The sequence below is a fragment of the Pradoshia sp. Z5_111 genome, from assembly GCF_058267535.1.
In genome coordinates this window covers 21,699-36,161 of record NZ_JBZCPQ010000008.1, presented here as the reverse complement: position 1 = coordinate 36,161, position 14,463 = coordinate 21,699, and the positions used below count along the sequence as shown (strand labels likewise).

13 protein-coding genes are annotated in these 14,463 nt (G+C 37.5%); 7 read left to right on the top strand and 6 right to left on the bottom strand.

What is annotated here, in order from left to right:
• Positions 1–178: 178 nt before the first annotated feature.
• The 5 genes from AC4D4A_RS15500 to qoxA form a co-directional block, all read right to left on the bottom strand.
• Positions 179–487: a DUF2628 domain-containing protein gene (locus AC4D4A_RS15500; RefSeq protein ID WP_490996713.1), complete on the bottom strand. Its 309-nt coding sequence runs from the start codon at positions 485–487 to the stop codon at positions 179–181.
• A 249-nt stretch (positions 488–736) separates the two neighbouring features.
• Entirely contained in the window at positions 737–1,018 is a 282-nt protein-coding gene (gene qoxD / locus AC4D4A_RS15495; RefSeq protein ID WP_066108151.1) for a cytochrome aa3 quinol oxidase subunit IV, read from the bottom strand.
• A gap of 1 nt (position 1,019) precedes the next feature.
• Positions 1,020–1,616: a cytochrome aa3 quinol oxidase subunit III gene (qoxC, locus tag AC4D4A_RS15490; RefSeq protein ID WP_490996712.1), complete on the bottom strand. Its 597-nt coding sequence runs from the start codon at positions 1,614–1,616 to the stop codon at positions 1,020–1,022.
• Positions 1,613–3,559 (bottom strand): cytochrome aa3 quinol oxidase subunit I, encoded by a 1,947-nt coding sequence (gene qoxB / locus AC4D4A_RS15485; protein ID WP_490996711.1) that lies wholly within the window; start codon positions 3,557–3,559, stop codon positions 1,613–1,615. The genes qoxC and qoxB overlap by 4 nt, the downstream gene beginning before the upstream one ends.
• Before the next feature lie 33 nt (positions 3,560–3,592).
• The gene (qoxA, locus tag AC4D4A_RS15480) at positions 3,593–4,525 is read right to left on the bottom strand and encodes a cytochrome aa3 quinol oxidase subunit II (RefSeq protein WP_490996710.1); all 933 of its coding nucleotides are present in this window, start codon (positions 4,523–4,525) and stop codon (positions 3,593–3,595) included.
• Positions 4,526–4,933: 408 nt separating this feature from the next.
• On the opposite strand from qoxA, the gene AC4D4A_RS15475 reads away from it, so the two are divergent.
• A complete protein-coding gene (locus AC4D4A_RS15475; RefSeq protein WP_490996709.1) occupies positions 4,934–5,524 on the top strand; it encodes a methyltransferase domain-containing protein in 591 nt (196 codons plus the stop codon).
• Between the two features lie 131 nt (positions 5,525–5,655).
• Here AC4D4A_RS15475 and AC4D4A_RS15470 read toward each other — a convergent pair whose 3' ends face one another.
• Entirely contained in the window at positions 5,656–6,549 is an 894-nt protein-coding gene (locus tag AC4D4A_RS15470) for a cation diffusion facilitator family transporter (RefSeq protein ID WP_490996708.1), read from the bottom strand.
• A gap of 373 nt (positions 6,550–6,922) precedes the next feature.
• On the opposite strand from AC4D4A_RS15470, the gene AC4D4A_RS15465 reads away from it, so the two are divergent.
• The 6 genes from AC4D4A_RS15465 to AC4D4A_RS15440 all read left to right on the top strand — a co-directional run bounded on the left by AC4D4A_RS15465 (position 6,923) and on the right by AC4D4A_RS15440 (position 14,455).
• The gene (locus AC4D4A_RS15465) at positions 6,923–7,378 is read left to right on the top strand and encodes a nucleoside deaminase (RefSeq protein WP_490996707.1); all 456 of its coding nucleotides are present in this window, start codon (positions 6,923–6,925) and stop codon (positions 7,376–7,378) included.
• A 515-nt stretch (positions 7,379–7,893) separates the two neighbouring features.
• Positions 7,894–8,577: a CAP domain-containing protein gene (locus AC4D4A_RS15460; protein WP_490996706.1), complete on the top strand. Its 684-nt coding sequence runs from the start codon at positions 7,894–7,896 to the stop codon at positions 8,575–8,577.
• A gap of 321 nt (positions 8,578–8,898) precedes the next feature.
• A complete protein-coding gene (locus AC4D4A_RS15455; RefSeq protein WP_490996705.1) occupies positions 8,899–10,056 on the top strand; it encodes an FUSC family protein in 1,158 nt (385 codons plus the stop codon).
• Entirely contained in the window at positions 10,046–10,660 is a 615-nt protein-coding gene (locus AC4D4A_RS15450; protein WP_490996704.1) for an aromatic acid exporter family protein, read from the top strand. The genes AC4D4A_RS15455 and AC4D4A_RS15450 overlap by 11 nt, the downstream gene beginning before the upstream one ends.
• Before the next feature lie 203 nt (positions 10,661–10,863).
• Positions 10,864–12,486, top strand: a complete 1,623-nt coding sequence (locus AC4D4A_RS15445) for a glycoside hydrolase family 13 protein (protein ID WP_490996703.1) — start codon at positions 10,864–10,866, stop codon at positions 12,484–12,486.
• A 430-nt stretch (positions 12,487–12,916) separates the two neighbouring features.
• On the top strand, positions 12,917–14,455 hold the full coding sequence (locus AC4D4A_RS15440; RefSeq protein ID WP_490996702.1) for an ABC transporter substrate-binding protein: 1,539 nt from the start codon (positions 12,917–12,919) through the stop codon (positions 14,453–14,455).
• Positions 14,456–14,463 lie beyond the last annotated feature (8 nt).

The following is a 14,463-nucleotide window of genomic DNA, read 5'->3' as shown; positions in this document are numbered from 1 at the left end:
CAGCCTTTCCTCTATTTCCCGCAGGAGTCGGTGGCTTCCGCTCCATTCCACTAAGTTTAATAATGGCATACGGAAGTAACCAATCTATTGAAAATAAATAAAAATCCGAACTATTAGGCACCTAATAGTTCGGATATATCATTGATTTAAATAATTATGTCCTAGCCCCACCATCATTTTAAGCAGCTAACAGCTGTTTCTTGATTAATATTTCTCGATCGGCAGCATAAACAGGGCGATAGCCGTTTGTAAGTAGGTTTTTAATATAGATTTTATTATAGATAAAGGCGAAAACGCCGCTTGTTAGCAATGCGCCTAATCCAAATAGAAAAAGATTGATTGTGATGGATATACCAAGCATAATAATCGCCCAATTATAGTCTTTGCGAAATAAAGCAGGGAATATTCCAAAAAAGAGAGTAGTCCAACTGAAGCCAAGCTTGACCTCTTTTATAATGCCATCCTTGTTTATTAGAGATATTTTCATACAATCACTCCTGGTTCATATAGTTCCATCATAAAAGAATTTTTAAAATGAATACATGGTAGTTTATAGAAGCATGTGTATGGTATGCAGGTAATTTGAGTAATAGAGAAATATCTATTATATAGGATTAAGGGCCGAACAGAATGAGGGGAATGGTAGGTATAGGAGCTCTTACTTTGGCAAACTCATAATAAGAAAAACGGACAGCGACTAGAACTCGCTGTCCGTTTCGTATAGCTGTATCGATTTTTACCAATCCCAAAGCAAGACGAACATGGAACCGAAGATGGTAACTAGGGCTACAAATAATGCATAAAGGATATTGGTATAGAGTGTTCTTCTTTCCTTGGATTCATTAATATGCATGAACAGGAATATCTGCAAACTTGCTTGTAAGCCAGCTGTGATAAGCAAAATAGCCATTTTAAATCCAAATGATATCTCCAGGAAAAGAACTAATAATGCTGCCACTGTTAGAGCGATGGATGATAAAAATCCTATGATATGCTCTTTAGGGAATAACTTAGCCATTTTACATCAGTCCTTTCAGGTAGACGAAGCTGAAGATGAAAATCCAAACAACGTCCAGGAAGTGCCAGTACAGTGAAAAAATAAATGCTTTATTAGCAGTAAGGTGATTAATTCCGCGTCTGCTCACTTGAATCAGAATAGCGATTCCCCATAGAATTCCTCCGGTTACGTGGGCTCCGTGTGTTCCAAGCAATGTAAGTAATGCAGAAGTGAAGCCGCTTGTTTGGATGGAAGCTCCTTCGTGTACATAATGGAAGAACTCATAAATTTCAATGCCTAGGAAGGCTAATCCAAGGACAAGCGTAATCGAGAACATAACCATCATTGCTTTTTTCATGCCCATCCGCATAGCGTGAATCGCGATCCCAATCGTAAAACTACTTGCCAAAAGAATAAAGGTTTCAGCTAAAACCCCACCAAGAGCGAAGATATCGCGCCCGGAAGGCCCATCACCTGTACGATTTTCCAGTACAAAGTAGACAGTAAACAGTGTAGCGAATAATACGATCTCTGCTCCAAGGAAAATCCAGAAGCCCAGTATCTTAAGCTGATTTTGTTCAGTACTATATTCCAATGGTTGAGAGGCATCTAATTTCATTCTGTCTCACCTCGCAATTTTCTTTCTTCTTCTTCAATTTCTTTCACAGATATATGGAACCCATGATCATCATTGAAGGAACGTACAAACATCAAATAGATAATTGGAACCGCAGCGATAATGGCTGGAATCCACATACTAAATACCATAAAGAATCCCCAGAAGAAGAAGGCCACTGCCATTAGAAACGGTTTAAAGTCACTGCTAGGCATGTGTATTTCTTCGATTTTTCGTGTGAACAGATTATGTGTACCTTTTTTGTGATCCCACCAGGAATCTACAGAATCCACTTCAGGAGTAATGGCAAAGTTATAGGCTGGAACAGGTGTTTTTGTTGCCCATTCCAATGTACGGCCACCCCATGGATCTGAGTCTCCTTTTAGTCTTGGAGCATAACGGAAGCTCCAGTAGAAGCTATAAACGAGAACGATGAATCCAATTGCTAAACCTACAGCACCTAATGATGCGATAAGGTTCAATGGTCCATACCCAGTTTCTTCAGAGTACGTATACATTCTGCGGTTCATCCCTTTAAGTCCCAATGCGAATAGAGGCAGGAATGTGACATTGAATGAAATAGAAATAATCCAGAATGCGATTTTTCCTAATTTCTCGTCTAATTTGAATCCAAAGATTTTAGGGAACCAGAAATACATACCCGCCAGTACCCCAAACACTGTACCCGGTATTAAAACATAGTGGAAATGGGCTACCAAGAACATTGTATTATGATATTGATAATCCGCACTTGCCATCGCTAGCATAACCCCTGTGACTCCACCAAAGGTGAAGATTGGTATGAATGCCAGGGCATACAGCATTGGCGTGGTAATTTCAATTTTTCCTTTATACATCGTAAGGAGCCAGTTAAATATCTTAACTCCTGTAGGTACAGCGATTAACATCGTAGTAATCGAGAAGAAGCTGTTTGCCATGGCACCTTGACCCATCGTATAGAAATGGTGAACCCATACAGTAAAGGATAGGGCAGAGATGGCAAGCATACTGAATACCATTGATTTGTATCCATACAGATTTTTTCTTGCGAATGTTGAAATAACCTCACTGAATATACCAAAGGCAGGAAGAATAACGATATATACTTCAGGATGGCCCCATACCCAGAACAGGTTAGCCCAAAGCATATCCATTCCGCCATCTTGCATAGTGAAAAATTGTGTACCAAACAAACGGTCAAACATCATTAAGGCAAGAGCTACTGTTAAAACAGGGAAAGCAAAAACGATAATGATGCTAGTGATTAAAATAGACCATGTGAACATTGGCATTTTCCATAGAGTCATACCAGGTGCTCTCATTTTTAAAATTGTAACGATAAAATTAACACCCGTTAGCAGCGTCCCAATACCGGCAATCTGAATCGCAATACTGTAGTAGTTATTCCCCACAGTAGGGCTGAATTCTATACCTGCAAGCGGGAAGTAGGCTGACCATCCGGCATCCGGTGATCCACCAATAACGAACGAGATATTAAATAGCATTGCTCCGGCAAAGAATAACCAGAAGCTGATAGCATTTAAATAAGGGAAAGCAACGTCACGCGCCCCAATTTGAAGAGGCACAACAATATTCATTAATCCAATGATAAATGGCATTGCCATAAATAAAATCATAACCACGCCATGCGTTGTAAAGATTTCGTTATAATGCTGTGCATCAAGCAGTCCGTTTTCAGGCTTAGCCAACTGGCCACGCATTAATAAACCATCAACACCGCCGCGGAATAACATAACTAAAGCACAGAGAATATACATAACCCCAATACGTTTATGATCAACAGTGGTAAGCCATTCATCTTTAAGCCAACGCCATTTCTTAAAATAAGTCAGGCCGATAACGATAGCCATCGATACGGCAACAATACTTACCATTGCGCCATAGATTAACGGGCCACCATGTACTATAAATTTATCCCAATCCAAGGTTGTAACTCCTTTCTTATGAAAGCTTTAATTTTAATGATTTGAATGATCTTCGTGCTCGGAATTACCTTTTTCTGTATCTTCATCAAACGTGTTGTCTGCTTCATCGCTCTCGTTTGATGGAGATGGGTCAGAACCATGATGATGTCCTTCCGGTGGAGGGCTGAAATCCAAGTGAGTAGAAGAATATGATTGTCTGCCGACGTGTGCTGTATCAAGCAGTTTTTCAAATTTTTCTTCTGTTAACTTACCTTCATTTGCTTTCACATCATTAACCCATTCCTCGAAATCATCTGGAGTCATAGACAGTGCTTCAAAATCCATATGAGCGTAGCCTTCACCACTGAAGTTTGCATTTCTTCCCATCATGGAAGCTGGTGCTTCAGCTACAAAGTTTAATTTTGTTACCATGTCACTCATGGCGTATTTCTGACCGCCAAGCTGCGGAATCCAGAAGCTTGTAATTGGTCCGTAAGAATATAGACGGAATTCTACAACTCTATTAGTTGGAATGTTTACATAGTTAACCGTTTCAATACCTTGCTCTGGATAACTGAAATGCCATTTCCAGTTTGAAGAAGCTGCGTAGATAACCAATGGTTTTTGATCTTCATAGCCTTTTGGCTTTCCTTCTACTTCAAATGTAGTTTTAACTGTGACTACAGCTAAAACGGCTACAATAATAATTGGTATGACTGTCCATGTTATTTCAAGCGCTTTGCTGCCTTCCATATGTGGAGGCTCGTAATCTTTTGGAGCTTTGGATGCTCGGTATTTATATAAAATAACGATAAAAAGTACATATACTACAAGCACAACAGCTGCCATTAAAGCCATTGAGAAAAGAATGGCATTGGATTGTGTTTTTGCAACAGGACCATTTGTGTCGAATACTACCCAGTCACATCCCGCTAACATAAGAATAGACGCCATCATGGAACCCAAAAGTGCCCATTTTTTATTCATATTTTTCCCCTTCCTAATGTAATAAGTAAATTTAAGCTATGTAAGGGAAATTCATGTAAATCTGCACACCTTGATAGTTATAATTTCCCTTGCTTGCTGCTATTTAGGCATAATTCTTCCTTTTTCCATAGCCCCTGATTTTCAATATAATAACTGAATTTAAAAATTACAAATATATGAAACTAAAAGAAGACATGGAAATCTTTAATTTTGACAAAGTTGTGAACAAATTAACAATTAATTATATTCTTAGAATTTATTGTAAAATCGGCACTTTAAAGTAGCATTTTTATGTGAATACTAGGATGTGAAATCTGCAAACGACTATTATATAGAAAAAGGCTTTCGATCAGTATCAAAAAGGCTTAAACTTATGAATAATCTAGATAAGTGAAACGGAGTTATACAATGAAAGAAAAAGATTATGATGAGTTATTACATATAAAAACAGTCGGTAATCAAAATGGATTTTATAATTCTTTGCATTATCACCGGTATGAACCGACTCCATATTGGATTTTAGAAAGATTATTGGATGAGTATGACATTAATAGTGATGATCATGTTGTCGATTTTGGATGCGGAAAGGGGAGACTGAATTTCTTTCTTCATCACAAAACAGGCGCATATGTAAATGGGATAGAAATGAATGAACAATTTATTAATGAAGCTGAGGAAAATCTCAAGAACTATACTTACAAGGGGAAAGAGCGAATTCAATTTCACTGTTGTCTGGCAGAGGAGTTTGAGATTCGACCAACTGATAATAGGTTTTATTTCTTTAATCCTTTTACAATACAAATTTTCCGCCAGGTTCTAACGAACATCCTGTTATCCGTTGAAGAAACATATCGTGAGGTACACCTGATATTATATTATCCGTCTGAGGATTATATATATTTTCTTGAAAATCAATCCGTGTTTGAACTACACAAAGAGATTGTTCTAAATGAAACGAATCCGTTTGAGAGAATACTGATCTATCGGCTAGCTTATTAAATAGAAAAAGGCGTTCCAATTGGAATGCCTTTTTTCGTATAGGATATCAGAAGGTGTATGGAGGAGTGGTAGATTCAGTAATATAAACAACCAATTTGTAGCTCAGTAGGGCAACAGCCGGATACTTATCATTAAGTTGAACCTGGCTTTTTTTCGTCAAATGGTTCTACATGAACATGGACATGATATACTCCATGATCCTTCATTAAATCTTTTTCTACAAGAGTTGCAATATCATGGGCTTCTTTAATATTTAACGTGTTGTCTACCAAAATAATGATATCGATGACTTCATTATTTCCATAATTTCGTCCCATAATTTTTTTAATCCCTTTAACCCCTTCTATTTGGTCAATGGAATTTTGATAGAGTTTAATCTTAGATTCATCAAAGCCATCTGATAAGTAATGGGATGCTTCTCGAAATATATCCCAGGCAGTTTTGCAAATCAGTAACCCTACAAGTATGGCAGTAATTGTATCGAGGAAAGGCATATTTAGTTGGGAGCCGAATATACCAATTGCTGCTCCAATACTGACATACGCATCAGAAATATTGTCTTTGGCAGCCGCTTTAACGGAATGGCTGTTGATTCTTTTTGCTAGCTTTATATTATAGCGATAGACGAAGTACATGACGAGGGCAGAAAAAATCGCCGTGTATGCTGCTGTTATATCAGGTATATTTTTTTCCTTGCTTAAAATGGATTGGAATCCATCAGTTAGAACTTGGATACCTACTGTCATCATGATAAAAGAAGATAGGAGAGAGGCAATCGATTCACTTTTCCAGTGCCCATATGCATGATCGCTATCGGGAGGCCGTTGGGAAACTTTTAAACCTATTAATACAGCTACTGAGGCAATGATGTCAGTTATATTGTTAAGTCCATCTGCACGTAATGCTTCAGATTCACTTATATATCCAACAATCAGTTTTAATATGGAAAGAAATAAGTATGCAACAATACTTAGGATTGCTCCGCGTTCACCTAATTTAAGGTCCCTGTATTTTTGTTTCTCCAAAAAGGTCACCTCAAGTTCTTTATTGAATTCATCATTACTTATTAGTATAGAATAAATTCATAAAAAAAGAGCATCCAATTAATTAATCATTTGGAATAGTCTTATTTTTTTATTTCCCAATTAATTCACGCTGGTGCAATTCATTTAGGTTTTTTGATTTTCACTGACATTTTCAACCTATGAGGTAATTTAACTGTTTTTAATAATGATTCGACAACAACAAAAATGGCGTGATAAAGCAATTGAGGATTTTAAGCAAGGTCTAACAGGAATATTGACTAACCATCCAGTAATACAATAGATTGGAATTAGGAGACTACACCCAAGATACAGCATCCTGATGATAAATCCAATATCGGGGGTAATAAGGCGTATGAATCCATTTATGAAAGCCGCTGTTGAAGAAGCGTATGAAGGAATTAAACAAGGGCATGGCGGACCTTTCGGAGCTGTCATTGTCAAGGATGGGAAAATCATTGGAAAGGGCCATAATATGGTGGTTAAGGAGCTTGATCCAACCATGCATGGAGAAATAGTTGCGATTAAGGAAGCATGCCATCATGAAAATCATTTTGACCTATCCGGAGCAGAGCTTTATACAACGGCAGAGCCTTGTCCTATGTGCTTAGGGGCCATTCTTTGGGCAGGCATCACGACTGTTTATTATGGTTGTGATCGATTGGATACAGATAAAATAGGGTTTAGAGATGATGTCTTTTATAAAATGATTGACGGGAAGCTTTCATATGATTTACAGCGAGTTGATCATGAAGAATGTAAGGAATTATTCAAGGCCTATCAAGCAATCGAGAATAGAGTTATATATTAATAGCTAGACTAACTGATTAGGAAACTGAATAATTTTTTTAATCCAGGCTAGATGTTACCCTGCTATACATAACGACTAAGTCAGAAGAACAGAGATGGAGAAAACAATTCGTTTTCTCCATCTTTTTTACACAAGTACTATTTAAATTCCCCATACCATAACCTGCGATACCGGGTATACTCAACATTATTTAAAAATAACTGCAATGCTTGTAACATACCTGTAGTATCAGTAAAGAATCCTCAATTATTAAATACCTGTCAATAATGATTTTATAGGATAAAAGTGGGGATATTACAAAAAGAGGGACTTGATTTTCAGAATGTGGAAAAAAGAGAGATTTAAGCAGGACAGTTGATATATCAATATATTAAGTTAGGTGTACGCTATGTGCGAGGGATGTCTATTATCCTATCTCTAGTTGTCTGGTAGTTTATGGTTCAAATGTTACAAAAAACTCATGTTACGATGTCTTTGTCGATTAAACAAACATCATGACAGGAGGAGATTTACCGATGAAACGTAAACTTATCGTTACAGTTGCTGCAGCGGCGACGCTTTCCTTTACAGCTATGACAGGTGCGGAGGCAGCCTGTGTTACTTCTAAACCAAATACAACGACTTCATATAAAGTAATTGTTGGTGGAGGAATTATTAAATTACCAAGTGGATCTATTCAAATTCCGACTATCAATAAACCAAGTCAGGATACTAATTCCGGTTCAAATGATACAGTAGAACAAAATAAGCCAACTACAGATACTCCGACATTTGAAGAAGATAATTCAGATTCCAGTAATACAGAATCAAGCGATTATGAAGTAAGTGCATACGAGCAGGAAGTCCTTGATCTTACCAATGCGGAACGTGCTAAACAAGGATTAAAACCGCTAACCTTGGATACAGAGCTTAGCAAGGTGGCACGTATAAAATCAGAGGATATGCAAAAGAATAATTATTTCAGTCATACAAGCCCAACTTACGGATCTCCATTTGATATGATGAAACAATTTGGCATTTCTTATAGAGCGGCAGCTGAAAATATTGCTATGGGTCAACGCACACCAGAAGAAGTAGTAAATGCGTGGATGAATAGCGACGGTCATAGAAAAAATATCTTAAGCTCCAGCTATACACATATCGGAATTGGTTATGTGGAGAACGGCAACTACTGGACACAAATGTTTATTGGCAAATAAGAGAGTACTATAAATATAGATTTTATATAGACTGTCCCAAAAGGAAGTGAAAACTTATCTTTGGGACATTTTTTTTATTAAATTAATGTATCCAAGCTAGAAAGTTTTTTCGTGTGTTTTTTTCCTGGCAGCATAGTATGTTATACTGTGATTCAATATTCTGATATAACAATTTATGGATAAGGAAGGGAAGCTATGAAGTAGCTGATCATATCAAAAACATTGATATTTATCTTTGTTATCCTTTTTGTGACAGGCTTTGAGGCTGTGTTTGGGAAACATAATGTTTTGATTGGGGTCACGACTGTGGTGGCTCTGCTCATGTATTTAGAGAGGGATTTTACTGTATCCCCATGGAAGAGCTTAATGCTGATTTTGGCAGTCAATTTGTCCCAAGGAATATTTGGTCAACTGGCCTTGATCAATCCCTGGGTAGGACTTTTAGTAAACTTTATCGCTATGTTTATTGTAGGATACTTTTTCACATCTAACATAAAAGGACCTATCCATATTGCGGTTGGTTTGCAATATTTATTCATTTTGACCGATCCAGTTCCGTTGGAGGAATTCCCATTGAGACTACTATCTCTAGTTGCAGGGGCTTTGATTATCATGATGGTACAATGGGTATTTAATAGAAGGAAATTATCTAAAAGGGGCAATCATTATTTCTTGCAGGTATGTAGCCATTTGCAAGAAAAGTTAAATCGGATTCGAGATAACCAGCCTGATCAAGAGTTGGATTCCGTCATTCTGTCAGATATCAACGAGTTCAGGAAGGTGATTTATTTTCGGAAAGTCAAGGGTTACTATCTGACTCACGAAGGCAGAGTTCGTTTAAAGATTTCGGTCTGTCTTGAAAAGCTGCATTTGATGTTAAACCGCAAAACTGCAAGTGACTACCCAGAGGATGTCTTGGATGCTCTGAATTTTGAATTGAGACAGATGAGGGATTACGTCAATAAAGGGTCAAGCTTATCTGATGATTCATTGAATGGTCTAAATAAAGCGCTTAACAAATATGAATCCGCATACATAGCCGAAATCATTAGTACGTTGAAATTATTGCGTGAATTATTGAGGTACCTTCATACTAGTGAATCATCTGAACTGAACAAGGTTGAGGGTGTGGTAGAGATTCCTAAAGGCTACCGGAATACCTATCAATTTTTAAAGGACATTAATCGACATTCAGCTCGTTTCACATACGCACTGCGATTGGGTATCACTATTGCAGCTGTTGCTTTAATCGTTGATTATTTTAACATCAATGAAGGACGCTGGATTTTATTTACTATATTTTCTGTGACGCAACCCTATTATGAGACAGCTAAATATCGCTTCAAGGAACGCGTGATCGGCACTTTAATGGGAGCGGCTATCTTTGTACTATTATTTAGTATCTTTCATGAACCTACTATACGCTCCTTCTTGGTCTTTCTGGTTGGGTATTTGAAATGGCTATGCGGTGAAGTATAGAAATGTCGTATTGACTGTCACGATATCTGCTCTTGGAACAGCTGCTCTCACGGGCGACCCGACGCTCCTGTCACTGAGAAGAGTTATGCTTGTTCTGATAGGTATAGGTATTGGTATGCTTGCAAATCGTTTATTACTTCCACATACGCTGGAAAAGGGTACAAGAGATTTGATGAAAAGCTACAAACAAGTATCCAAGGAATTGCAGCGTGAAGTCTCCGCTTATTTAAACCAAAGAAATAATGCACATACAATCAATCATTTATTTGCCGTTTCCGCTTTAATGGAGGAAAGAATATTTTTAAATAATCAAATGCTGCAGCTTGAAGAAATGGAAAACTTTCTATCATCTCAGCGCCGTTTGAATCATGCCATTTATGATGTGTTCTTGCGGATGCAAAGGGAGGATGTAGATGTCCATCTGATGAGAGAAATATTCGTAAAGCTCGATTCGATTCTGGCTTTAGAAGGCGATTGTGTAAATGAGCAGGCTGGTCAATTATATGACAGACTTCAGCTTTCCAATTCCCTGGAAGAATACGTGTTGTTAAAGGACGCACTGCGAATATTTAAAGGATTTAGAAAGCAGGCTTGTTTCAAATAAAGCTTCTATATTAAATGTTAAGGTGCTAAAAAAATGGACATATGAAAGGGTATACATGCTCAACTTTTCTTGTTTAAATTGCTGAGGAACAAGAAGAAGCATGAGATGTATGCTCTTAAATGGTAGAGAAAAAGCTCTACTCTAACTAATGAAAAATAATTGAAAGATAAGCTTCACATAATTCATTTTATGAGGTGGGAGAGATGGACAAACAATGGTGGAAAGAAAGTGTCGTGTACCAGGTTTATTGGAGAAGCTTTTATGATAGTGATGGGGATGGGTATGGAGACTTAAGAGGGGTAACGAGGAAGCTGGATTATATAAAAGAATTGGGTGCAGATGTAATCTGGCTCAATCCTTTTTATCTTTCTCCTGATAAAGATAATGGATATGATATTTCCGACTATTATTCCATTATGCCGAAAGCGGGCAGTATGGAGGATTTCGAGGAATTAATGAAGGAAGCTCAAAAACGAAACTTAAAAATTATTATGGATTTAGTCGTAAACCATACCTCAAATGAACATAGTTGGTTTAAAGAATCGAGTTCCAGTAAAGATAATCCAAAAAGAGACTGGTATATTTGGAGAGATGGAGACCAGGAGAATCCTCCAAATAATTGGCGTTCTTACTTTTCACCGTCTGCATGGGAATATGATCAACGGACTGGTCAGTATTATTTTCATTCATTCGCAGCTGAACAGCCTGATTTAAATTGGGAGAATGAGGAAGTCCGTAAAGAAATATATCGCATCCTGCATTTTTGGTTAAAGAAAGGGATTAATGGATTTAGACTGGATGCAATTGCTCTGCTTGCGAAGCCGGAGGATTTTTCGGATGCAGACGATCCATATGATATTCGTTATTTGGCCAACCATCCTAAAGTTCATGATTATTTGCAGGAAATGAATGAACAGGTATTCCGTCATTATGATGTGTTGACCGTAGGGGAGGTAGCCTTCGTATCACCTGAGCAAGGACTATTATATGTGGATAAAAACCGTCATGAACTGAATAGCTTGTTTCATTTTGAAGTTTGTGATGAAATGCCAACCTGGGACTTAACGAAGTTTAAAGAGATTCAGGCCAGGTGGTATGAAGGTTTACATGGGAGAGGCTGGAACTCACAATTTATTAATAATCATGATCATACAAGAGTGGTAACCAGATACGGTAATGATAAAGAGTATCGTGTTCAATCAGCCAAACTATTTGCTGCGATGCTGCATTCCTTGCCGGGCATGCCTTATATTTATCAAGGCGAGGAAATAGGAATGACAGGGATTCGCCTTTCTTCTATTGACGAATATAACGATATTGCAATGAAAAATCAGTATGCTGAGTTGGTGTCAAAGGGAGCGGATCCGAATACGGTTCTTAGAGATTTGCAGCCATTAAGCAGAGACAATAGCCGTACACCGATGCAATGGACTAATGAAGAACATGCTGGATTTACAACAGGTACACCGTGGATTCAGGTTAATCCAAACTATAAATCAATTAATGTGAGCAATGAATTGCGTAATCCAGAATCCATCTTTTATTTTTATCAAAAATTGATCAAGCTCCGTAAACAGCACAAGGTCTTCGTATATGGGGATTATCAGGAATTATTTAAAGGACACCCTCATCTTTATGGATACAAAAGAAGCTACGCTGATGAGACGATTTACTTTGTCTCTAATGTTCAGCCCAACCCTATAAAAATTGAGCTGAACAATGAAATGGATATGCAGGGGACATCTATCCTGATTTCTAACTATAATGAAACGACAAGTAAAAAATTAAATGCCTATGAAGCACGTATTTATTTTAAAAAAGCCTAGTCGGATAATCGAAAGAAGAAGAGGGCGTTGATTTCAACGGCAACAATGTAGAGTAAAAAAGACGATAAATAAAATTAAGGTTCCGAATGGTTCAGAAGGTCGTTCGGAAAGTAAAAAATGTAGTTCCGAACCATTCAGAGGGGAGCTCCGAGAATCAAAAAGAAGATAAAGATGATGGAACCCAAAACCTATCTGGCGCTTCTTAGTCTACTCCTATTAGTTAGATGGTCAGGTATATTTTTGTTAGTTATACTGACTGAATTCGATACGGGTAAATAAAAAAGGAAATTAGAAGAGAGGCAGATTTCAAATCCTGCCTCTTTCTTTTAGGTAAATAGAATTAACTAGGGGTGTATGTACATAATACTTAGTATTATTGTGGCTACTTGGTATGAATTTAAGTAATGCCGTTATCTAACGGGGGATAAAGATGAAGAAAATCGTAAAAAGAATCATCATCACCATAATTTTGACTAGCGGATATTTTAATTTGGGAGCAGGGGTGGGTACAGCCGAAGACATTCAGGAAGAATTAACAGTGGCACTTTCTCCGGATGCGATTAAAGGATTCGATCCTTTTCTATATACACAAGCAAATGGTACTTCATTGATTCAAAGTACTTTATTATCCTTTGATAAAGATATGGGAATTACATATGATTTGGCTGATGAATATCAGGTCAGTGAAGATAAAATGACCTGGGAATTTAAAATTAGGGATGATGCTTATTTTTCGAATGGGGAACAAGTGAAAGCGAGTGATGTAGCTTTTACCTTCAATACTGCTAAGTACAATGGATGGGAGGATCTATCCTTGTTAAAAGAAGCCAAGGTGATAGATGAATACACGATCCATTTTCTATTGGAGAAACCCTTGTCAACCTTTAGTTATACAGCTGCTCAGCTCGGAATAGTCCCTGAGAATCACTATGATGAGTTATTCACGTTGAATCCTATTGGTTCAGGTCCTTATATTCTGGTGGAGTGGAATGTAGGAGAGCGGGCAGTTTTTGTCAGGAATGAGCAATATTATGGGAAAAAGCCTATTTTTAAAAGGGTTATCATTCTTTTCATGAATGAGGAAGAAGCCTATGCAGCGGCGCAAAAGGATCTGGTAGATGTCGCTCAAACATCTCCTGCCTTTGCAAATGTGGGCGTCATAGATGGAATGGATATCAATGCTTTTAAAGGTAGTGATCAGTATGGAATCGCCTTTACTACTGTCCCAACGAAATCAGATGTCTCTGCTAAAGAAACTGGAAATAAGGTAACAAGTGAATGGTCCATCCGCCAGGCAATTAATTTATCAGTTAATCGTGATTACCTCATAAATGAAGTTTTATATGGATATGGAGAAGCAGCCTATCGTGATGCTGATCGGCTTCCGTGGGGCTACAATGAAACAGAGGTTGAATATAATAATATCGACAAAGCGAAAGAAATTTTGAAAATTGCGGGATGGATTGATAACGATGAGGATGGTGTATTGGAAAAACAGGGAATAGAAGCGAAGTTTAATCTTTTGTTTCTGGAGTCTGACCCTATAGCGCAGTCCATGGCGACATTACTTATGCAACAATTAGCTGAAATTGGAATCTCAGTAGAAGTGGTTGGTCAAAATGAGAAGGAAATCAATTCAAATAAGTTTAATAATCCGTTAATTACGCGTGTGGGTAATCATAGTCCGATTGATTTGTATCATAGGTTCCATGAAGATAATACTAGGATGAATTTACATATATCTGCTGAAGTAAATCAGTTGGTTGAAGGAGCGCTTGCTAGTGGTGATTTTAAAATATGGCAATCAATTCTGAGACAGACCGCGAAGGATTTACCATGGATATGGTTGGTCCATCCAGATCATTTATACTATACAAAGAAAGAATTAAATTTAGGAGAGCTGGCATTTCAATCAAATGAACAGCCTCTATCTTTGTTAAATAATATAGAAGAATGGACTTGGGAATAATAAGGAAA

What these genes read in the sequence shown, in the direction of transcription:
- AC4D4A_RS15500 (WP_490996713.1), bottom strand. Translation starts at nt 487, where the DNA reads ATGAAAATATCTCTAATAAACAAGGATGGCATTATAAAAGAGGTCAAG.
- qoxD (WP_066108151.1), bottom strand. Translation starts at nt 1,018, where the DNA reads ATGGCTAAGTTATTCCCTAAAGAGCATATCATAGGATTTTTATCATCC.
- qoxC (WP_490996712.1), bottom strand. Translation starts at nt 1,616, where the DNA reads ATGAAATTAGATGCCTCTCAACCATTGGAATATAGTACTGAACAAAAT.
- qoxA (WP_490996710.1), bottom strand. Translation starts at nt 4,525, where the DNA reads ATGAATAAAAAATGGGCACTTTTGGGTTCCATGATGGCGTCTATTCTT.
- AC4D4A_RS15475 (WP_490996709.1), top strand. Translation starts at nt 4,934, where the DNA reads ATGAAAGAAAAAGATTATGATGAGTTATTACATATAAAAACAGTCGGT.
- AC4D4A_RS15465 (WP_490996707.1), top strand. Translation starts at nt 6,923, where the DNA reads ATGAATCCATTTATGAAAGCCGCTGTTGAAGAAGCGTATGAAGGAATT.
- AC4D4A_RS15460 (WP_490996706.1), top strand. Translation starts at nt 7,894, where the DNA reads ATGAAACGTAAACTTATCGTTACAGTTGCTGCAGCGGCGACGCTTTCC.
- AC4D4A_RS15455 (WP_490996705.1), top strand. Translation starts at nt 8,899, where the DNA reads ATGTATTTAGAGAGGGATTTTACTGTATCCCCATGGAAGAGCTTAATG.
- AC4D4A_RS15445 (WP_490996703.1), top strand. Translation starts at nt 10,864, where the DNA reads ATGGACAAACAATGGTGGAAAGAAAGTGTCGTGTACCAGGTTTATTGG.
- AC4D4A_RS15440 (WP_490996702.1), top strand. Translation starts at nt 12,917, where the DNA reads ATGAAGAAAATCGTAAAAAGAATCATCATCACCATAATTTTGACTAGC.